The 20,524-nt window shown below is 34.8% G+C and carries 16 protein-coding genes; 8 read left to right on the top strand and 8 right to left on the bottom strand.

What is annotated here, in order from left to right; translation table 11 throughout:
- The first annotated feature begins 9 nt into the window (after positions 1-9).
- On the top strand, positions 10-1,422 hold the full coding sequence (locus CF599_RS03585; protein WP_121964677.1) for a PLP-dependent aminotransferase family protein: 1,413 nt from the start codon (positions 10-12) through the stop codon (positions 1,420-1,422).
- Between the two features lie 51 nt (positions 1,423-1,473).
- Here CF599_RS03585 and CF599_RS03580 read toward each other — a convergent pair whose 3' ends face one another.
- The 3 genes from CF599_RS03580 to corA form a co-directional block, all read right to left on the bottom strand.
- Entirely contained in the window at positions 1,474-2,508 is a 1,035-nt protein-coding gene (locus CF599_RS03580; RefSeq protein WP_121964753.1) for an LLM class flavin-dependent oxidoreductase, read from the bottom strand.
- A gap of 1,374 nt (positions 2,509-3,882) precedes the next feature.
- Positions 3,883-4,458 (bottom strand): hypothetical protein, encoded by a 576-nt coding sequence (locus CF599_RS03575; RefSeq protein WP_143824789.1) that lies wholly within the window; start codon positions 4,456-4,458, stop codon positions 3,883-3,885.
- Between the two features lie 13 nt (positions 4,459-4,471).
- Positions 4,472-5,557: a magnesium/cobalt transporter CorA gene (gene corA / locus CF599_RS03570; protein WP_121964675.1), complete on the bottom strand. Its 1,086-nt coding sequence runs from the start codon at positions 5,555-5,557 to the stop codon at positions 4,472-4,474.
- A gap of 77 nt (positions 5,558-5,634) precedes the next feature.
- On the opposite strand from corA, the gene hutI reads away from it, so the two are divergent.
- Genes hutI through CF599_RS03550 form a run of 4 tightly spaced genes read left to right on the top strand, consistent with a single transcriptional unit; the run spans position 5,635 to position 10,005 of the window.
- On the top strand, positions 5,635-6,879 hold the full coding sequence (gene hutI / locus CF599_RS03565; RefSeq protein ID WP_121964674.1) for an imidazolonepropionase: 1,245 nt from the start codon (positions 5,635-5,637) through the stop codon (positions 6,877-6,879).
- A 52-nt stretch (positions 6,880-6,931) separates the two neighbouring features.
- Positions 6,932-7,975 (top strand): formimidoylglutamase, encoded by a 1,044-nt coding sequence (locus tag CF599_RS03560; RefSeq protein WP_121964673.1) that lies wholly within the window; start codon positions 6,932-6,934, stop codon positions 7,973-7,975.
- 2 nt (positions 7,976-7,977) lie between these two features.
- A complete protein-coding gene (locus CF599_RS03555; protein WP_121964672.1) occupies positions 7,978-8,652 on the top strand; it encodes a response regulator transcription factor in 675 nt (224 codons plus the stop codon).
- 3 nt (positions 8,653-8,655) lie between these two features.
- Positions 8,656-10,005, top strand: a complete 1,350-nt coding sequence (locus tag CF599_RS03550) for a HAMP domain-containing sensor histidine kinase (RefSeq protein WP_121964671.1) — start codon at positions 8,656-8,658, stop codon at positions 10,003-10,005.
- Positions 10,006-10,115: 110 nt separating this feature from the next.
- Here CF599_RS03550 and aroC read toward each other — a convergent pair whose 3' ends face one another.
- A complete protein-coding gene (gene aroC, locus CF599_RS03545; RefSeq protein WP_121964670.1) occupies positions 10,116-11,177 on the bottom strand; it encodes a chorismate synthase in 1,062 nt (353 codons plus the stop codon).
- Positions 11,178-11,538: 361 nt separating this feature from the next.
- On the opposite strand from aroC, the gene CF599_RS03540 reads away from it, so the two are divergent.
- Together CF599_RS03540 and CF599_RS03535 are read left to right on the top strand one after the other, a co-directional pair.
- Entirely contained in the window at positions 11,539-12,039 is a 501-nt protein-coding gene (locus CF599_RS03540) for a GNAT family N-acetyltransferase (RefSeq protein ID WP_121964669.1), read from the top strand.
- Between the two features lie 519 nt (positions 12,040-12,558).
- Positions 12,559-13,422, top strand: coding sequence for a hypothetical protein (locus CF599_RS03535; RefSeq protein ID WP_121964668.1), 864 nt, complete (start codon positions 12,559-12,561; stop codon positions 13,420-13,422).
- 106 nt (positions 13,423-13,528) lie between these two features.
- On the opposite strand, the gene CF599_RS03530 is transcribed toward CF599_RS03535, so the two are convergent.
- From CF599_RS03530 to CF599_RS03515, 4 genes are all read right to left on the bottom strand, one after another.
- A complete protein-coding gene (locus CF599_RS03530; protein ID WP_121964667.1) occupies positions 13,529-15,307 on the bottom strand; it encodes an aminopeptidase P family protein in 1,779 nt (592 codons plus the stop codon).
- Between the two features lie 200 nt (positions 15,308-15,507).
- Positions 15,508-16,635: a hypothetical protein gene (locus CF599_RS03525; protein ID WP_121964666.1), complete on the bottom strand. Its 1,128-nt coding sequence runs from the start codon at positions 16,633-16,635 to the stop codon at positions 15,508-15,510.
- Between the two features lie 277 nt (positions 16,636-16,912).
- Positions 16,913-17,623, bottom strand: coding sequence for a sterol desaturase family protein (locus CF599_RS03520; protein WP_121964665.1), 711 nt, complete (start codon positions 17,621-17,623; stop codon positions 16,913-16,915).
- Positions 17,624-17,821: 198 nt separating this feature from the next.
- Positions 17,822-19,330 carry a S41 family peptidase gene (locus tag CF599_RS03515; protein ID WP_121964664.1) on the bottom strand — a complete coding sequence of 503 codons (1,509 nt, stop codon included), beginning with the start codon at positions 19,328-19,330 and terminating at the stop codon, positions 17,822-17,824.
- A 227-nt stretch (positions 19,331-19,557) separates the two neighbouring features.
- Here CF599_RS03515 and CF599_RS03510 point away from each other — a divergent pair, with 227 nt between their 5' ends.
- Complete coding sequence (locus CF599_RS03510; protein WP_121964663.1) at positions 19,558-20,253, top strand: hypothetical protein; 696 nt, start codon at positions 19,558-19,560, stop codon at positions 20,251-20,253.
- Positions 20,254-20,524 lie beyond the last annotated feature (271 nt).

Genomic DNA, 20,524 nt, shown 5'->3' with positions numbered 1-20,524 from the left:
AGTCCAGTTATGCTAAGACCATGGCCTCTACAAATACAACTTACTAATTCAGATAAGAAAGCAGTTTATCTACAGATAGCCGATGCTATTATCGAGGCGATAAAGCTCGGTCAACTAAAAGAGGAAGAGGCTCTACCCGGTAGTCGAAAACTTGCAGAGATTATCGGAGTTAATAGAAATACAGTTATAGAGGCATATGACGTGCTTCTAAGTGAGGGATGGATAGAATCTAAATCTCGTAGTGGAACTTTTGTCTCTAAACTGTTAGGAAAAGACACTGCTAAGAAAAAATCAAAAGAGATAATCGAGGAGAACAAGAATCAAATCAATTACACCATTATGGTGGATGATGGCAATCCCGATACCTCTATTGCTCCTGTAGAAGAACTAGCCCGTGCTTATCGTCAAATCTTTAAGCGAAAAGGCAAGTGGCAAATGATGGGATATTCTTCTCCTCTAGGATTATTTGAATTCAGGGAGCATATCAGCAAGATGCTTAATCACTTAAGAGGAATGCAGGTCACTGCAGAGGAAATCTGTATCTCACGAGGTAGTCAGATGGCGATGTACTTAGTAGCGCAGGTACTTCTTAAACCTAATGATTACGTCATAGTAGAACACCCAGGATATAAGAAAGCATGGAACACATTTGAGCACGCAGGAGCGCAGCTATTATATGCTGATGTGGATAGTCAAGGTATCAATATCGAGCAGGTGGAAGAATATCTAAAGAAGTATAAAAACATCAAGGCAATCTACCTAACCCCTCATCATCAGTACCCTACGACCGCTACATTAAGTTTACAAAGAAGATATAAACTGATCGAATTATCTAATCAATATAACTTTACGATTATAGAAGATGATTACGACTATGAGTTTCACTATGGGCATAGACCTATTATGCCTATCAGCAGCCTTCCTAATATCACTAATTATGTATATATAGGCACTTTGAGTAAGGTAGTTGCACCCTCACTTCGTATAGGATATATCGCTACAGATAGTCAACTAATCGCTAAAATAGGTGAACTTAGAAGCATCATAGATGTACAAGGAGATAATATTATGGAGCAGGCCGTATTACAGTTAATGGAAGACGGTACAATTCGAAAACACCTCAAGAAAGCACATAATTACTACAAAGACAAAAGAGACCTTACGGCTAACCTATTGGATTTACACCTTAAAGAGGCTGTACATTATACTATCGCGGATGGTGGTCTAGCGATATGGTTAGTTCCCCTTAAAAAGATAAAGTGGTCAACTCTAGAAGCGCAACTACAAAAAGAACGCATTAAGATTATGGGACCTAGTAGATTCTCTTATCTACCTGAACTACAAGGAATACGTTTTAGTTTCGGATCTTTAACAACACAGCAGATAGAGGAATCTATCTTGATTCTAAAGAAATACTTATAAAATAATCCCCCATCTGATGTTGTAAATCTGATGGGGGATTATAGATTATCATTATTTAGACAGTGCCTTTCTAACTTCAGGCGCTACCTTAGTTCCTAATAATTCTATTGATTTCATTTGAGTCAAATGATCTGGCGCACCTAAATCACTGTGCATTAACCATCTTGTCAACCCAAACATCTCTTGGTGATATAATATTTTATCTACTACTTGATTAGGGTCTCCTATAAATAATGCCCCATCTCTACTTCTTCCCCCCTCATATTGCTCATAAGTATAAGGTTGCCATCCACGAGAAGCACCTATGCGATCCATTTGTTCCTTATATGTTGGGTAATACGCTTTAGATAATGCAGTGCCATCTACGCCTATTAATCCGTGTGAATGTGTTGCCACTTGCATTTTGCTAACATCGTGCCCTGCATTGATATACTCTGCTTTATAGTAGTCAAAGAAAGGTTTATACTGTTCAGGCATCCCTCCTATAATGGCAAATACCAATGGCAAACCTAACTTAGCTGCTCTTAGTACAGACTCTGGTGTTCCACCTGCGGCTATCCATATATCTAGGGGACTTTCGCTTCGTGGGAATACTTCTTGTTCTTTTAGAGAAGGGCGGTGTTTACCTGTCCACGTCAATGGACCTTCAGCCAAATTAACGTTTAACAGTAAGTTTAATTTCTCTGTAAACAATTCGTTGTAATCATTTAAATCATATCCAAACAGTGGAAATGATTCTATAAAACTACCTCTACCTACTGTTATCTCCGCTCTGCCTCCTGATAAGGCGTTTATAGAAGAGAATGCCTCATATACACGTACAGGATCATCAGAACTCAATACTGTTACTGCACTCGTTAGTTTAATATTCTTAGTTACAGTAGCAGCACCTGCTAAGATAATATCAGGAGCTGATACAGCATAGTCCTCACGATGATGCTCTCCTATTCCGAATACATCTAACCCTACTTCATCCATCAACTTCACTTCTTCTATAATCTCTTTTATACGTTGACCTGCTAGTTGGTACTTGTTACTTTGTTTGTCAAATCTAAGATCTCCAAACATACTTATTCCTATTTCCATATCTTCTTTCTTTAATCTTATTAATACTATCTTAAACTTAAAACTATCCATTAACTCTACCCTATTTCTCTTTATATCTACAATAATAGTTAGAGGTTCTTTAATAAATTAATTATCAGTGAACTGACCTAGTTTTTAAGTAGTATAAAGATACCACTTATTAAATCAAGATTGCTTAATGTAGATTAAGAAGTAAATATTCAGTATTATCTAAGTAGTTTATGCCCTAGTTGTTAAATATTATTCAACAAAAATTACCTAAAACTACTATTAAGTTAAAAAAGACATTGACTGACAAACGAATACGCCTAGGATTTTTATTATTTAATTAGAAAAGCGCATTGCTTTTAGTATAATTTGAAGAAGTAAGCAATATAGATTAACAATCCCTATATTTTATTCGCAAAAAGCACTCTTTTAGTAAGTTTTAGCGTCTGTTTAGGAAATTATCCAATGCCTTTTGCATACTTTTGTCCTGTAAGTATATAAGAAGATAATCCTTCTTAAATAACTAAGGTTCTTGTAGTAAAGATTTGATAAGTGCAGAGATGTCTGTTCAGATAATATTATAAATAGAACCTATATCACTCCTCTTTGTTTTAAATAAACAAATGGAGATTCTCGATACGAACTATCATAGAACTATGTTCTATTTAAGTTATAATGTTGTTTCCTATTATAAAGCTCTATTGTTGTTGATAGAGCTTTTTTTTGTCTTAAAGTCATCTTAACTTTCTAATTTACTCTGTAATTACATTAATATTACCCATAAGATACTAAGTAAAACAGCTAGTTAAAAGCATATCAATTCTACTGCTTAAACAACGAAAGTTAGTAAATAAAGCATTAGTCTATTTAATTTATAGCAAAATATACGGGTGTATTAAAAAGGTTTGGTTTTTAACACCTATCTTTGCAAAGCAATGAATATCAGTTTTATTGGAATTTTTCAGACCATTCTTCTAGGTCAATATTTAAAAATAATCATATCATTTGTTAGTAGGCTAGAATAGGGACTTTTATGCAGTCTTGGTTTGAGTGAGTCCATAGTGAGTCCATAATGAGTCCATAGTGACTCCATTAGAACAGCCTTTTTAATGGAGTCATTATGCATACACGATGCTGTCAATATACTTTCATATAAAGCTACATGGCAACTTCATAGAGAGTAGTAGATAAATAAGGTAGTTTTGTCTTGAGATAAGTGATAAAATCCTAAATCTTGTTTGGATTAAGATCGTTGATTTCTAATGAAATAGAAATGAGTATAGAACTGTAAAGTTAGGAATTTAAATTGAGCATATATGGCGGGGATTGACTAAAGTGAGTTATCTTCTTTAAAAAGTCAAGATCCCTTTCTATAACTAGTTGAACTTACTTTGTGATAAAATAAGTTTCGTAGAAGTGATATATCGTTGCTCCTAAGATCATCAATAAGAAAGACGTTGACATAATAATATTAATGATGCGAGATACTTTCTTACCAAAAAGCTCTCTGATGATATACACTGTCGTTCTTCTAGAAGGGTGTCTATGCTCATATACCCACTCCTTATCTTTAAAGCTACTATAGTTCCAATAAATAGCAATCGATAAGAACAGTATATAAACCGCCCATGTGTTCTCTTTAAAAAACAAGGCTACTTTATCAGCTATATCTCCCCCTATCTCCCGAATCTGCACGAATACATCAGCTTCAGAATCTAATTTAATCTGATATTCAGGTAAATAGAAATAATTTAAATATACTGCGCTAATCAGTATTCCCATAAATAAGAATAAGACAAATGATCGGATATATCCAACAGCTTTTGAAGTGGTTATATGCATATTCTCTCTCATCCATATCACTAACTTGACATGCTCACCACCTCTCATATATAGCCATTGATTCTTATAAAAAACGAAACAAAGAAGACTAACTAATACAAACAGTATAACTACAATCATAATTCACAAGAAGTTAAAACCACTTCTTCCATTTAAAATAGCTAATCATAACAAGAACAAGCACTACCATAGCCCCTATCGTATAGAAATATCCGTTTTCTGATTTTAATTCAGGCATATTCTCAAAGTTCATTCCATATACCCCTACGATAAAAGTTAACGGAATAAAGATAACAGACACAATAGTTAATACTTTCATGATCTCATTCATACGATTGCTCTGTGATGAGAAGAAATAGTTAGTCGCACTATCTAATTTGTTTAGATTATAATCTATCTGATCTAACATTTCGAAACTCTTATATTGTAATCGATCAAAGAATCCGATGCTGTTCTTACTAATCACGCAGTCTACACTCTTCTTATCATGCTGTGTCTTAAGATTATATAACACCTCTCTCAAAGGGATAATCGCACGTTTCACCTCTTGAAGTTGTTGTGTATACTCTTCTATTCGTACTAATACATCATGGTGATATTTGGTTCTAGCTTCTACTAATACATGCTCTACATTATCTTCTATAAAATCCAATGCCGTAAAGTAGCTTTCCATAAGTGAATCTAACAGTCCATATAATAAATATCCTGAATCTTTCTTTCTAATTTGGCCTGTTTTAGTGCGAATTCTCTCTCTAATTAGATTAAAGAATGACCCTCTTTTCTCTTGAAAAGACAGCAGTACATTATCCTGTAATATAAAACTAATCTGTTCTACATCTAAAATAGTTTCCTCATTACTATAAGGTAGAATAGCCTTAACACTAAAGAACAATGTATTTTCTAACTCTTCTACCCTAGTTCTCCTAGAGAAGTTAAGTATCTCTGCCATAATGTAAGATTCTATGCTAAAGAAATTACCCACTTCTTTTAATAGCTCAATATCGTGCAAACCGTGTAAGTTGAACCACTTTATAGCACTAGGCGAAGCAGTCTCCATTATTTGCTCTATCTCTTTTAAACTTAAATCATTATACTCTTCAAAAGTATTCTCATCATAGATAAATAGCTGCATTGAGATAGGAACATCAGGAAAAGAACCTGAATATTCAAGAGAATTGGGCTGAAGTTTTCTAGTTTTCTTATATTTAACTCGTCTCACATTTTGTAAATTTGCTTAAAGGTAAAAGATTTTACACTTTTATTCTATTTTAAAACTAAAAAACAACACAGACAGTCATGAAAACACTACTTATAAATATTAAAGAAATACTTCAAGTTAGAGAAGAATCTATAGATAAACTAGAGGGATCAGCAATGGGGATACTTCCTAAACTTGATAATGCCTACCTATTAATAGAGGACGATATCATCCTAGACTACGGGGTAATGAATGAATGTCCGAATACAGACAATATGGATCTAGTGATTGACGCCACAGGAAAAACTGTCTTACCAACTTGGGCTGATAGCCATACTCACCTAGTCTATTCAGGTAACCGAGAACTAGAATTCGTAGATCGAATCAACGGACTTAGCTATGAGGAGATTTTTAATAGAGGGGGTGGAATACTAAACTCTGCTAAAAAGTTACAAGAGACTACAGAAGAAGATCTATACAAACAATCTTGCAAAAGATTAGAAGAAGTCATTAGTCAAGGAACTGGAGCTGTAGAAATTAAGTCAGGATATGGGCTAACGCTAGAAGCTGAACTAAAAATGCTTAGAGTAATCAAGAGGCTAAAAGACAACTATCCTATCGCAATCAAAGCTACATTCTTAGGGGCTCACGCCTTCCCTACTGTCTATAAAGATAATCATCAGGGATATATAGATCTTATCGTAAACGAGATGATACCTGCTATCGCTAAAGAGAACTTGGCAGAATATGTAGATGCTTTCTTAGAGACAGGATATTTCTCTTGTGAAGAGACAGAACGCATTATAAAAGCGGGACAGGCTTATGGCTTAATCGCTAAAGTACACGTTAACCAATTCACTGCCATCGGTGGTATAGAGACTTGTGTTAAGAATGGCGCCTTATCGGTAGATCACTTGGAAATAGTAACTGATGAAGATATCGAAATATTAAAAGGAAGTATAACAATGCCTGTAGCTCTACCTACATGTTCTTTCTTTATTTCTATCCCTTATACTCCTGCGCGTAAGATGATAGATGCGGGGCTACCACTAGCTTTAGCTTCTGATTCTAATCCGGGGACGACGCCTTCAGGTAATATGAACTTCGTCGTAGCAACAGCGTGTATTAAAATGAAGATGACTCCTGAAGAGGCTATTAATGCTGCTACAATCAATGGTGCGTATGCTATGGGGGTACAAAAAGAGTATGGAAGTATAACTAAAGGCAAAAAAGCAAGCATAATTATAACAAAACCATTACATTCGTTCTATGAACTACCTTACGCATTCGGTACTAATAATATTGATCAGGTAATTCTAAATGGAAAAGTACAAAATATATAAGGTTATCATTAAAGCGACAACATAAGTAAAACAGCACAATACTCTACTGATTATGAATAAACAAAAACTCAAACTATTCAAAAAAAGTGACCTTGCTTCACTAACTAAATTTAGAAGTGGTGAAATCAAGTTTGGAGAACGAGTACATATATTAGAATCTGATGACAACTGGCAGAATGAACTAACTACTTTAGACGCGCGTTATGTCGTAGTAGGTATTCCTGAAGATATCGGTGTTAAGGCTAACCTAGGACGTACTGGAGCTTCGTCTGCATGGCAGTCTTTTTTAAATAGCTTTTTAAATATTCAACATAACCGCTTTTGCAAAGGAAGTTGGGTTACTCTACTAGGACATCTTGACTTTAGTGAAGAACAAGAAGAAGCAAACAAGCTAGATCCAAACAACAGAGAAGATCGCAAAAGATTATTTGAACTTGTCTCTCTTATAGATAAGGAAGTATCACACACGATAGCTAATATCGTTAAGGCAGGTAAAATCCCTATCATAATCGGCGGTGGACATAATAACTCTTATGGCAATATCAAAGGAGTTGCTCTAGCAAAAGGCAAGCCTATTAACGTAGTTAACTTTGATGCACATACAGACTTCAGACCACTAGAGGGACGTCATAGCGGCAATGGGTTCTCTTACGCTTTTGAAGAAGGGTTCTTAAAGAACTACTTTATCTTTGGGCTACATGAGAACTATACTTCTAAGACAGTCTTTAATGAAATAAAGTTAAATGCAGATCGAGTAAAGTATAATACATACGAGCAGATACGCATCCGAAAAGAGAAGTCTTTTGATACAGAACTAATTACTGCTCAAAAACACATAGATAATAATACGTACGGAATCGAAATAGATCTAGACGCAGTGCCATTAGTAGCTAGTAGTGCGATAACTCCTACAGGGTTCTCAGCAGAGAGACTAAGACAGTTTATTCATTACTTTGCCAAATCTAGATATGCAGGATATATCCACATTTGTGAAGGTGCGCCTTCTCTAGATGCAGAACAGAATACAGCATTAGTAGGTAAACTAATCGCGTACTTAGTAACCGATTTTATGAAATCAAATACAGAAAGAATTTAGCCTTGAATATATTACTTGTGGAAGACGATTCGCGTATAAGCGACTTTATCGTCAAGGGTTTAGAAGAGAACGGAATGCAAGTACAGCTTGCCTCAACTGGGGAAGAAGCTAGAGAACTAGTCTTAAATAATGATTGGGACCTTATTCTTATGGATATTATGCTACCCGGTATAGATGGTATACAGTTAACTAAAATGATTCGTTTTAAGAAGAACTATACTCCTATCTTAATGTTAAGTGCACTTAGTGAAACATCGGATAAAATATCTGCACTAGACAGTGGTGCAGATGATTATCTAACTAAGCCTTTTCACTTTAGTGAACTACTCTCTCGCATTAATGCATTGACGAGACGTACTAAATTTAATTACGAAAAGAAAGAACAAGTATATATCTGTCGCAACCTGAAAGTAGACCCTGAGAAACACTTGGTCACTCAGAATGATAAACAGATAGATCTCTCTCCACGTGAATATAAACTACTCTTATTCTTACTAGAGAATAAGGATCGTGTAGTCTCTCGTATGCAGATACTAGAGCGTGTATGGGGTATTCAGTTTGACACCAATACAAATGTGGTAGACGTCTATATCTCTTATCTGCGAAATAAGATTAATGAATCAGATGGTAAACTAATCCACACTATTAAAGGAACGGGCTATATGCTACAAGAATAACTTATGAATTTACGAACTCGTCTTACCACCTATAGTACGATTGCCTTTGGTATTGTTTTTTTGGTTGCTTCTTTATTGATTTTCTTTGCTTATTTCTCGAAAATGCAAGACTCGATTAATAGATCACTTAAAAATACTACCCTGCTCTCGGCTATCTATTACTTAGAACAAGACGAGTTGTCCCAAAGTGAACACTCTGTAATCAAAGAAGAATTTAGAGCTGCTATACAGTCTAAGAATGTCGCTGTCTATAATGATAGTGGTGAACTAGCCTATGGTGCTTTAACAGAAGATCCCATCCTAACGAGAGAAGAATTAAATAAGGTAAGAGCGCTTAAGAGTTACCATTTTAAGAACAAAGAGCACTTCTATTACGGGATATACTACCCCGATAATCAAGGAGATTTTGTAGTCTTTACTAGAGAATCTACGGTTGATTTTATAGGGCAAATGAGAACCTTAATTCTTATCCTATCTGCAGTATTAATCGGAGGTTTATTAGCGATATATTTCCTTAGTAGATATATCTCTAACATAGCATATAAGCCGATTAAAGACATCGTAAAACAGGTCAATCAAGTCAATTATTCTAACCTAGAACACGGCATAGAAGTGCCTAAATCAAATGATGAACTAGAAGAACTTATCTCCACCTATAACAACCTCTTAACTCGCCTATCTGAGACGTTTTTAATACAGAAGAATTTTATTAATTATGTCTCTCATGAGTTTAAAACACCACTAACTGCTATCAGTGGAAATCTGGAAGTTTTTGCACAGAAAGAGCGCACTCCTGAAGAGTATCAGCAGGTAGCACATGACGCTTTAGAAAATGTCTATAAAATAGAAAACATCCTAAGTAATCTATTGCTGTTATCAGGGTTAAAGAACGCGGAGAAAGACCACGGATTGATTAGAATAGATGAGCTAATTTGGAATATCTATGAAGCACTTCAAGAGAAGTTAATAGAGTTTAAAACCACGATACAAATAGACATACAAGTAGAGGATTTCTCTAAGTTAGAATTTAGAGCAAATGAGACACTTATTCACTTAGCACTCTATAACATCATTGAGAACGCTGTAAAGTACTCTAATAACAATCCTATCGCTATTACTTTAACTGTAACAGATAATCGACTACAAGTAATCGTTGCTGATAACGGAAAAGGTATCGCTGAGGATGAACTCGCGTTTATTAAGCAGACATTCTATCGAGGTAAGAATGTAGGTACGATTAAAGGCAGTGGTATAGGACTATCCCTAGCTACGATAATCTTCGAACAGCACCATATTGACTTTGATATCTCTTCTAATTTACAGTTGGGAACGGTTATTACGTTGAGTTTTTAACTCAAGAATATTCTTCTTAATAAGGGTATTAATAACCCTACAATTATATATAAAAAAGAAGAGTTGAAGTAAAGGTGCTTATCTACCTTTATTTCAACTCTTCTTTTTTATTACTTTCTTCCGAATTGTTCTATATAAAAATCTAGTAGCGTGATTGCAGTCATCGCTTCCACGATAGGCACTGCACGTGGTAGTACACAGGCATCGTGTCTTCCTTTTCCTTGTACAGTTACGACCTCATGGTCAGTATTGATTGACTGTTGATCTTTCATTAAAGTGGCTGTTGGTTTAAACGCAACTCTAAAGTAAATATCCATACCATTACTAATACCACCTACTATACCACCTGCATTATTTGTTGTAGTACTGCCGTCAGGTAAGATAGAATCATTATGCTGACTCCCTCTCATTTTTGTCCCTTCAAATCCTCTACCAAACTCTACTCCTTTTACAGCATTGATCCCTAGCATAGCTTTTGCCAAATCAGCATCTAAACGATCAAACACAGGTTCTCCTAACCCCACTGGAACGTTCTGTACCACGCAGATAATAGTCCCTCCTATAGAATCACCGTCTTTCTTTATGTCTTTAATTAACTCCTCCATTTGCACTGCCTTTACAGGATCAGCACAGCGTACAGGGTTTTGTTCTATATGATTAAAGTCTAGTTCTTGGTAAGGCTTATCTACTGTGATATCTCCTACAGAAGCTACATAAGCCGTTATCTTCAAGTCTTTTAATACTTGTTTTGCGATAGCACCTGCCACTACTCTACTTGCCGTTTCGCGAGCAGAACTACGTCCTCCACCTCTGTGATCACGGTGACCGTACTTCTCATCATATACATAATCCGCATGGCTAGGGCGATAAATATCTTTAATATGGTCGTAATCCTTAGACTTCGAATTTGTATTCTCTATCATAAAGCCTATCGGAGTACCTGTTGTCTTCCCTTCAAATATCCCTGAAAGAAACTTTACTTCATCTGCTTCTTTGCGCTGTGTTACTATCTTAGATTGCCCTGGTTTACGTCTATCTAGCTCCTGTTGTATAGCCTCTAAATCTAACGTTACACCTGCTGGACAGCCATCTATAATACCACCTATCGCTACACCGTGTGACTCACCGAATGTAGTTACTCTAAACCTATTGCCATAAGTATTACCTGCCATATTATTGTATTTTATACAAGTTTACCACTTTTCTATTTTATCCTTGTCTTTATTAAGGTGTTTTTTGCTTAGAACAGGTTATTTATTGAATAATTCTATATTTTATAAACAAGCCATAGCTGTATTTAGGACTGTTTATCACTAACACCCCCTCATTTATGATAGATAAACGTCATCCCTAAAAACATCAATTCGTGATTAAAACCTATCATAATCTATTTTATTCACAAATTACAGTATGTGTTATTTGAATTATTCTCGTTTTAACACTTTACGCAGTGTTAAGGTGTGTTTAATTATAACAAAGCAAGATTATAGAGACACAAGGTTGTTTATCTTTGCCGCCCATTAAAAATTATACATGATTATATTAGAACCATTTACTACTAATGACATTCCTCTTATGCTTAATTGGAATTTCTTAGAAGATGAATTAGTCCAATTTGGAGGGACAGCTTTTACTTATCCATTAACCGAACAGCAGATCGTCAACTTTATGAAAACAAAGAATGCGATGTACTTTAAGGCTATAGACCCCGAGAACAATGTCGTCATCGGTGCAGGTCAAATAGTACTTATGGATAATAATACCGCCAAGTTAGCCCGTATAGTTGTTGGTGATAAAGAGAGTCGTGGTAAGGGTTATGGCAAGAGAATGATGATGTCTTTTGTGCAATATGCTCGTAAAGAACTATTGAGAGAAAATGTAATGCTAAACGTATTCGATTGGAATGAAGGAGCGATTAAATGCTATGAGAAGATAGGATTTACCTTCGCTGATGTACCACCTAGCTTTTTTGACCTGCCTAATGGCAAACCATGGTTAAGTAAACAAATGAACTTTACAGGTTCTATAGATTAATCCCAAAATATGCGTTAGACAAATAAACGAAAAGTAATTATACAAAATAGGTCTGAATTAGTGATTCAATCATACTATAGTATGATTGTAGAGCTAATGAAAGAGCTATGAAGTAGAATTGCTTTGTAGTATTTGTCTAAAGTTGATTCTAGATTAATACTTCCTACAAGCCGATTACTCACGTAATCGGCTTTTTTGTTTTCATTTTCCTGTCATAAATAGACAATAAACACCTTCCAAATGTTAAATACTCGAGTATAGAGCCTCCTGCCCAAACCATACAAACTACTTCTATTTAGAGGTAACTTTACTTATACCCTATTCTTCTTAAATCACAGTACTACTGACTTTAACGCACTATACCCTTTTTAACTATAATGCAATAGAATTAAAGAATTTTATTGCATTGTATAATTTTTACATCATTCCAAATAAAAGAATTAAAAAAAACTTGTTTGTTTTTATTAAAAAATTATATAAATTTCCAAAACAAAACCTAACTAATCAAACGACTTAATTATGACACTTGAATTATTTGAAGAACTCACGGATGTTTTCGGAGAGTTCATAGAGAAATTCGCAAAACTCAACATTAATGCTAACAAGCATTCTTTAGCTTGGCAAAGATTTCATTACAACTATTTTGATTCAATGAGCACCACGTTATTCGAATCATTAATGCATATTAACTATGCTACAATAAAAGAGCATCAACAAGACATTCAGTATGCACAATCTTTCTCATTAGTTTTAGACAACAACTTTAATCAGATAAGAGAAGTTAACTTCGAGAAAATTACTCCTGACGTTAAAGAACAAATAAACAAGGTACTTTCTAATGACTTGTCTAATTTGTTCAAAAATCTAAGTAGTGATCAATACCACTATATCAAATTCAACTGTTTAAACAGAAAGAATAGACTATGTGGACTAGGGGGAACATTCTTTAAAGATTCTAAACGCGGAGAGATAGTACTTAACCTTTTCTATTTAAATCTGCGCAATGAACATATTGACTCTCTATTAGATATTGACTTCTATATGAAAGATAAGGCGAAATATATGACCTTATATAAAGAGTTAGCAACTAATAAAGTAAATAGTAAAGAGGAGTTAGTTCTTGCTTTATCAACAAAGGGATTAGCTCTAGACAACTTTAATAATGACTTTGTATACTTCTTTGGGGAAGAGTATTTAGCATTCCACGAAAAGAGAAAGTATATTCAGAGTTTAGAAATGGTATTCTTCACGAAGAATTCATTTAAGGAGATAGCTGATACTTGTGGGTATCAGTCTTCAGACTTTTTAATTCAGAAGTATCAGACATTCGAAAGTAATGGGCACGCACCTATTATTCGCTATTCAAATGTTATACACACATAATTGTTTTTAAATTGTTTTTAAATTTTTTGTAATTAAAAAAGGTTGGCTCATCTAATGAACCAACCTTTTTTTATAACCACTAAAGTAGAATTACAATGTAAAGCTACTAAATTGCTTTTGTTTTCTCTTTTAACCACGCTGCTTCTACAGGTGATAATTTAGATTCTAATGATTCATACACCCATTGGTTGTAATTGTTCAACCAATCGATATGTACTTGATCTAATAGAGACTTATCTACTAAATCAGTTGCGATATAACAGATTGTAATCGTTTCGAAGTCCATAAAGTCACCGAACTGATTAGAACTAATATCTCTTGCTACCACTAAATTTTCAATACGGATACCGTGTTTACCTTCTCTATATAATCCTGGCTCTATAGAACTCACCATACCTGTCTCAATAGCGATATCTACTGCCGCTCCATTAAAAGTATGTGGTCCTTCATGTACATTAAGGAAAAACCCTACACCATGTCCAGTACCGTGTCCATAATTACGCATAGACGCCCAGATAGGACGACGAGTGATAGCATCTATCTGATAACCTCTAGTTCCTTTAGTGAAGATAGCCATAGATCCTTCTATTGTACCTTTTAGTACATAAGTATAATCCTCTTTCTCCTCTTGAGTTAGTTGCCCTAGAGAGATTACACGAGTGATATCTGTAGTACCAGTTTCATACTGCCCACCTGAATCTACTAATAATAATCCTTTAGCTTCTAACATATAGTTACTATCTAGCTCTGCTTTATAATGAGGTAGTGCACCGTGATCTTTATATCCAGCGATAGTATCAAAGCTGATATCTTTAAATCCAGGTTGTTCTGCACGTAATCCTCTCAAATGATCCGCAATGCTCATCTCTGATAATTGTCCAGAAGCTACATTCTCTTCGATCCACTTAAAGAACTTCGTTAAAGCCACACCGTCATTAACCATCGCTTGTCTCTCATGGTTAAGCTCTACTTCATTCTTAACAGCCTTAAGCATTGTAGACGGATTCATATCTTCTAATATTTTCACATTAGCAGGCACAGAATCATATGTAGCAAAACAAGTGCGTTTAGGATCCAATAAGATTGTCTCACTTGCACTTAATGACTTAAGGTAGTTTCTTACTTCTTCATAAGGCTTGATAAGAATACCATATCCTTGTAATTCTTCAGCTGTTCCCTTATCTAACTTTTTAGAGTCAATAAACAAGATTGATTTATCTTGACTGATGAAAGCAAATCCAAGTGTAACAGGATTACACTTCACATCTGTTCCTCTTATATTTAATACCCAAGCAAGATCATCTAATGAAGAAATCAAATGTGATGTTGCTCTTTTTTGTTTTAATACTTTGCGTACTGCAGCTATCTTATCAGGAGTAGATTGTCCTGTAATAGAGATAGGTAGTGTATAAGTAGGTTCTGTTGGTAATGCAGGTCTATCTTTCCAGATCAAATCTAATAGATCTACATGACCATCTACTTTTACATTAAGTGGCTCTAAGATTGATTTTACTGCATTAGCTACAGCTAGTGATGCTAAATTACCATCAAATGCTACTGTACTTCCTGCAGATAATTTATCTCCTAACCAGTTAACATACTCTGGAGCATGCTGAACTTTTAACTTTACTAGCTCAAAGCCCGATCCTTTTAACTGTGCAGGCCCTTGCACGAAATAACGAGAATCTGTCCATAACCCAGCGAAGTCTTGTGTTATAACTAATGTTCCTGCAGAACCTCTAAACCCAGATGTCCAAGATATACACTTGTAATAATCTGGTAAGTATTCACTAATATGAGGATCCGACGAAGGAATAATATATCCATCTATACCCTTGCTCTTCATTAAAGAACGTATCTCTGATAGTTTTTCTAAATATGTCATTTTTGCTAATAAATTTTTCAAGCTAAAGATACAAAATGGCAATTACTACAAAAAGATAAATCTGTTAAAATAGCAGGCTCTTCTCTTTCCTCTTATTGGCTATAAAAGAATGCCTTACCACTAATCACATCTAGTTATTTATAATCCCTAAGTATCCTAAACGAATAAAGCCTGCTATTTAGCAGACTTTATTTAAGATATTATTCTAATGTGTACAGTGCCTTTACCGAGGCATTAAGTACTATAATCTTTTTGTTTAGTATTTGTTCATAAGAGAAATCCTTTAAATGTACATCTCTTCTAAATAATTCTGGGTTATTCGCTAACGCCACGATAAAATCAAAGAAGATCGTATCAGGAGCGATACTCTTATCTAAGACCACTCTAGTACGCGTATCTTTCTTATCTGATTTTCTTTTGTAATCAAAGATATACTGATTAGGCTTCTTCCACTCTCTCTTACCGAAGTTTTCGAAGTAGATATCCGAGATACTCTTCCCTTTTTCTGTCTTAGCCGTTACACGTTTTTTATCAAAACCTACATTAATCATAGAAGCTGTATTCAGTGGTGAAGCCACTAGTTTACTCCCCTCCTTCTTAAAAGATTGTTCATACACAGTAGTTATCCCTTTCTCTTTTTCGATGAAGACATAAGACAGTACATTATCTTTTCCTATTATCTTCCACATCATTTTCTCCTTATTCTCATCTAAAGAACTGTATAAAGTAGCAGGAGTAGATAGCCCATCTATATTCACTTGACTCTCTGTAAGATTACCATTCCACGATGTCCATTTATCATTTACATAGCTTTGTTTATAGGGAAGTAACTCTCCTTCATCTAAATTGTCAAACTGATCTCTAAGCGCATCGTTTTTCTCTATTTCACTACTCGCATACATATAGAAGTGATAATCACTATTGGTTATATACCTAGTCACAGGTTTAAAATCTGTGTAATGTACCACCGCTAGATCCTCTGCTCCATTATCTTCTACCACTACTCCACTCTCTAGCTCTCCTTTGATATACTTAGACACAAGTACTATACTATCCTGTTTACTATCTAAACTGATAAATGGCTTAAATCCCTCATCAGTAGTAGCAATATATTTTAGACGACTATTTAACGGTGTATGTATAGCAGGCATCGCACTTCTTTCCTCTACAATATCTAGAGAGTCATTAAGAACAGAACTCTCTAAAACATACGTAATATCTCTTAACTTCAATGTATCCGTTTTAGAAACATTACTTAATGCAGTAGCCTCCTGAGCGTAGATAACTCCACCTAGTCCTAACATCAATACAACAATACTCTTTTTCATAATAGCATTTTAATTACAATCACATCTTAATACTATCAATAGTAAGGTGCGAATATCAAATTTACGAATTCCAATTGATTATCTGACTAATTTCCGTTTCCAATATTAACAAAAAAGAGTGTGTTTATCGAAATATTCTACCACTGCACTTATCATTAATTATTAAAAATCAATAACTTATGATAATAAAACAAGAAAGAAAAGAGATATAAATACATAAAAATGCACGCACTAAAAAGAGTTTCTCACTATAAATCAACTACTTGCAGAGCACATATTACACTTTTCGGTACGTTTTAAAGCATTTGTCCCAAAATAAAGTGTAAAAACCGTAGTTGCTATCAGGATCTTGGTGGTGAATATTGTGAAATACCGTTAAACATAGGACATCGCGACTGATACGCTCAAATAAGGTTCCCTTAAAGATATCTTTATCGATATGCCCTATCGTACCCCATAATAAATTAATGATTAAATATAGTGTGACAGCCATTACATCAAAAGTGAATAGATATAACAACACCACTATCAAAAGTCCGAAACCAATAGCTTCGATCGGGTGTAGAACGAATAGACTAATCGCATTCACACTGCTGTGTTCGTGATGTCTAACGTGCGCTAAAGAATAAAAGATAGGAATATGTGCTAAACGGTGAAACACATACATCAAGAAGTCCATACCGACAATTAATCCAATAGTCTGCAGGATAATAATCCATACTGTACTCTGCTCACTGACATTAATAATTCCATGCTTATAAAGCCATACACCTAACAAGAATACAATGGCATTACACACAATAGTAAACAGAGACAGCCGAATATCTCTACCTGTGATAGCCTGCTGTTCTTCTTGTATATAAGTACTGCACGTGTACTTCTGTAATAGGAGATATAAACCAATAGAAAGCCCATAGAGAAAGAGGTTTAGTAATAAACTAAAGACAATTAATTCACTAATAGGTAATGTGGTAATTCTTTCTAACATATTTATATTCTCAAAGCAGATAGTATAACCTTAAATCTGCAGATAACGTTTAAACGAGAATAAATTGTACAAAACAGAGCAAGATTAGCGATTAAAGCACACTGTAGTGTGGTTTTAGAGCTAATTGAAGCTATGTAAAGTAGAATTAATTCACAGTAAATGGTAGTTACAGATTTGAGGTATGAGTACAAACAATTCTTAATTAGCGTCTATACTCTTTAACTCTACGTTCTGTGCTTGTCTTTTTAGTAAATCTAAAGCAAAGGTCAACTCAGGATCTTGCTCATTGATTAAGCTTTTATAGAATGCTTTTTCATCTACACTATAATCAGGAAGTACTCCACGGCATCCTTCTTTAGTACTAATTAAATTATTAAAGAACACTTCAGAACGAGGCAAATCTACAATCGTCTGCGTGTTAGGCAATTTATAGTTGATAAACCAAGAAGCTGTAGTGAAGTTACTACACGTACGAGTCTCTTGACCGATGATAGCACCTCTGTTATTTTCCTTAAATAAAGAAGCAAAGTATGCTGCTGCTGACACCGTATTATTATCTATTAATAACATTGTATTTCCTTCAAAGAAGTAACGGTCACGAGGATAGTTCTCTACATAAGACTCATCTAGACGGTTATTACCATAGTAATATTCATCCCCCTCTACTGTACTCTTGTCATAACGTTGGAACATAAAGTTGTTCATATTCTTAATGTCCATATCAGAATACTGTCTTCCACTCGCATCGATTAAATTCTCACGCACATTGATCTCCACTACCTTAGTAGCATAGCGATAGCTATTCTTAAACACTTTATCTTTTGAAATAAAAGAGTAAAACAAAGGAATATTACTAAGAAAACCTCCTCCATTACCTCTAACATCAATGATTAAGTTCTTCACTCCATCCGCATTTAGCTTCTCAAAGAAAGTACTCAACTTCTGATAAGCGAACTCTTCAGAAAAAGCAAACGTCTTAATAGTCAGGAAGTAAGTATCATCAGTGATCTTACGTCCATAAATCCCATAAGAATAACTAATCACATCTACAGGCAATATTGCCTTCTGTACATTATAGTAATTACGAGAATAGTTAACCGACTTCATCACTACTTCCTTCTGCTCTGGAGCATTCAGTGTATCTTGATAAGCGATCTTAAATTCTTCTGCACCGGGATTCATCAGTGATACGTAGAACGAGAAGTCCTTAGCGTCATCAGCTACTATCTGTCCATCTGTAGTCACATTTATTCTATCTAAATAGGCTTTAGACTTAACATCATTAACAGCTGTGATAATACTACCCGCAGGTAGAACAGGATTATGTTGATTCACAAACACCTTACCCTCATACACAATCGTATTTACCGGAAAGAAAGTCGCCTCTTTCGTAAAATCCTCAAATATCGTACTATCTGTACTTAGAGAGGAATGAGCATCGTGAATTAAGGGAATAGGATTAGACAACAAAAAGTTCCCATAAGAAGGATTCTTCTCTAGGTTACTTCTAATCTCAGCCACCTTCTTATCAAACTCTTTCGCAGTAATACTACGAAATGGATTAGGGTGTTGGTTCTTTATAATATTTATAAGAATATCAAAATCATTTAAATAATCCTCTTTAGTAAGTTCTGAGTACTTCTTTTGTCCAATAACAACGGAGCTACTCAATAGTAAGGCAATTAATAATAAACCTTTTTTAATCATTCCTCTTCTCAATTAAATTATTTAAAAATAAAGAATCTCTCTCATTTAAAAAAGTGTAGAGCTAAAACATTTGTCTTAGTGATTCTTTATTAATCTAGTCTACAAAGATAAGGTTTACCCCCTATCTTCACAACCTTTCGCTAGTCTGTATATTATAACACACAAATTGCACTTTTATTATTTTGAAAGCGTTAAACTTGTAAAAAAATTACCGAATACTTTTTACAATGAAAAACACAAGCCTATTTATCCTCCTTTGTTTCCTTACTATCAGCTGTGGTTCAGTAGATAATAAAGTAAAAACCAACTTCGCTAACACTGCTAAAAACATCAACAAATGGACAGCTATTAACGGAGATTGGACTGCCGAAAGTTACAACCTTACAGGGGAAAAAAACAAACATTGGGCAATTATAACACTTAATAAACAACTTCCCGAAAACTATATCCTTACTTTTTCTTCCCAAGTACAAGAGGGAACGTACTTATTAGAGGTCATGCTAAACATCAAAGAACAAGCCTTTTTAGGGATATTATACAACACCCTAGACAAAAAACTTCAGATCGAAGACCGCAAATTATTTAAGGGAGAAGAAATCATAAAAGAGAACGCCTTCATACGCACCAAAAACAATATCGGTAAACTTCCTAAAGTAGCCCTTATCCCAACAACAGAATGGGTCACTTGGCAAATCCAAAAGATAGATAACCACCTCTACATTTGGCTTAACAACGAAGAATACTTCCATTATGAAGACCACACCACCCACCTACAATCACGTGGACAACTAGGATTCGCCATCAATGGCCAAGCCACTATCAAAGACCTAAACATCACTCCCCTTAAAGGAAAGACCCCTGTCCACCCAACTGATTTTAAAAGTAAACCTGTCATACTACCATTTTTCTTATTCTCTGAGTAGGTTAAGAGTAGAAGTCATTCACAGTAACCCACAAGATAATATTCCAAAACCCCAATCATCAATAATCATCATCCCCCATCAAAATCCCCCAAAATATGTCATCCTGAGTGCAACGAAGGACCCCATTCTACTGGTACAATATACTCGCAAACATTATCCAATCCAATTTCAAATATCCCCCCTTTAATCTTTTAACAAAAATACTACACCCTAAAAACATTTTTCTCCTTCAGGGAAGATTCTTCCACTTTTTGCCTAAAATGACCTTTTT

Origin of the sequence: Myroides sp. N17-2, from assembly GCF_002286775.1 — a bacterium.
Lineage (GTDB): Bacteria > Bacteroidota > Bacteroidia > Flavobacteriales > Flavobacteriaceae > Flavobacterium.
Note: the sequence above shows the minus strand (reverse complement) of the source record. Positions and strands in the feature narration are given on the sequence as shown.

Excerpts from the sequence above, each read along its gene's own strand:
- CF599_RS03585 (WP_121964677.1), top strand. The coding sequence starts at position 10 with ATGCTAAGACCATGGCCTCTACAAATACAACTTACTAATTCAGATAAG.
- CF599_RS03580 (WP_121964753.1), bottom strand. The coding sequence starts at position 2,508 with ATGGAAATAGGAATAAGTATGTTTGGAGATCTTAGATTTGACAAACAA.
- CF599_RS03575 (WP_143824789.1), bottom strand. The coding sequence starts at position 4,458 with ATGATTGTAGTTATACTGTTTGTATTAGTTAGTCTTCTTTGTTTCGTT.
- hutI (WP_121964674.1), top strand. The coding sequence starts at position 5,635 with ATGAAAACACTACTTATAAATATTAAAGAAATACTTCAAGTTAGAGAA.
- CF599_RS03560 (WP_121964673.1), top strand. The coding sequence starts at position 6,932 with ATGAATAAACAAAAACTCAAACTATTCAAAAAAAGTGACCTTGCTTCA.
- CF599_RS03550 (WP_121964671.1), top strand. The coding sequence starts at position 8,656 with ATGAATTTACGAACTCGTCTTACCACCTATAGTACGATTGCCTTTGGT.
- aroC (WP_121964670.1), bottom strand. The coding sequence starts at position 11,177 with ATGGCAGGTAATACTTATGGCAATAGGTTTAGAGTAACTACATTCGGT.
- CF599_RS03540 (WP_121964669.1), top strand. The coding sequence starts at position 11,539 with ATGATTATATTAGAACCATTTACTACTAATGACATTCCTCTTATGCTT.
- CF599_RS03535 (WP_121964668.1), top strand. The coding sequence starts at position 12,559 with ATGACACTTGAATTATTTGAAGAACTCACGGATGTTTTCGGAGAGTTC.
- CF599_RS03530 (WP_121964667.1), bottom strand. The coding sequence starts at position 15,307 with ATGACATATTTAGAAAAACTATCAGAGATACGTTCTTTAATGAAGAGC.
- CF599_RS03525 (WP_121964666.1), bottom strand. The coding sequence starts at position 16,635 with ATGAAAAAGAGTATTGTTGTATTGATGTTAGGACTAGGTGGAGTTATC.
- CF599_RS03520 (WP_121964665.1), bottom strand. The coding sequence starts at position 17,623 with ATGTTAGAAAGAATTACCACATTACCTATTAGTGAATTAATTGTCTTT.
- CF599_RS03515 (WP_121964664.1), bottom strand. The coding sequence starts at position 19,330 with ATGATTAAAAAAGGTTTATTATTAATTGCCTTACTATTGAGTAGCTCC.
- CF599_RS03510 (WP_121964663.1), top strand. The coding sequence starts at position 19,558 with ATGAAAAACACAAGCCTATTTATCCTCCTTTGTTTCCTTACTATCAGC.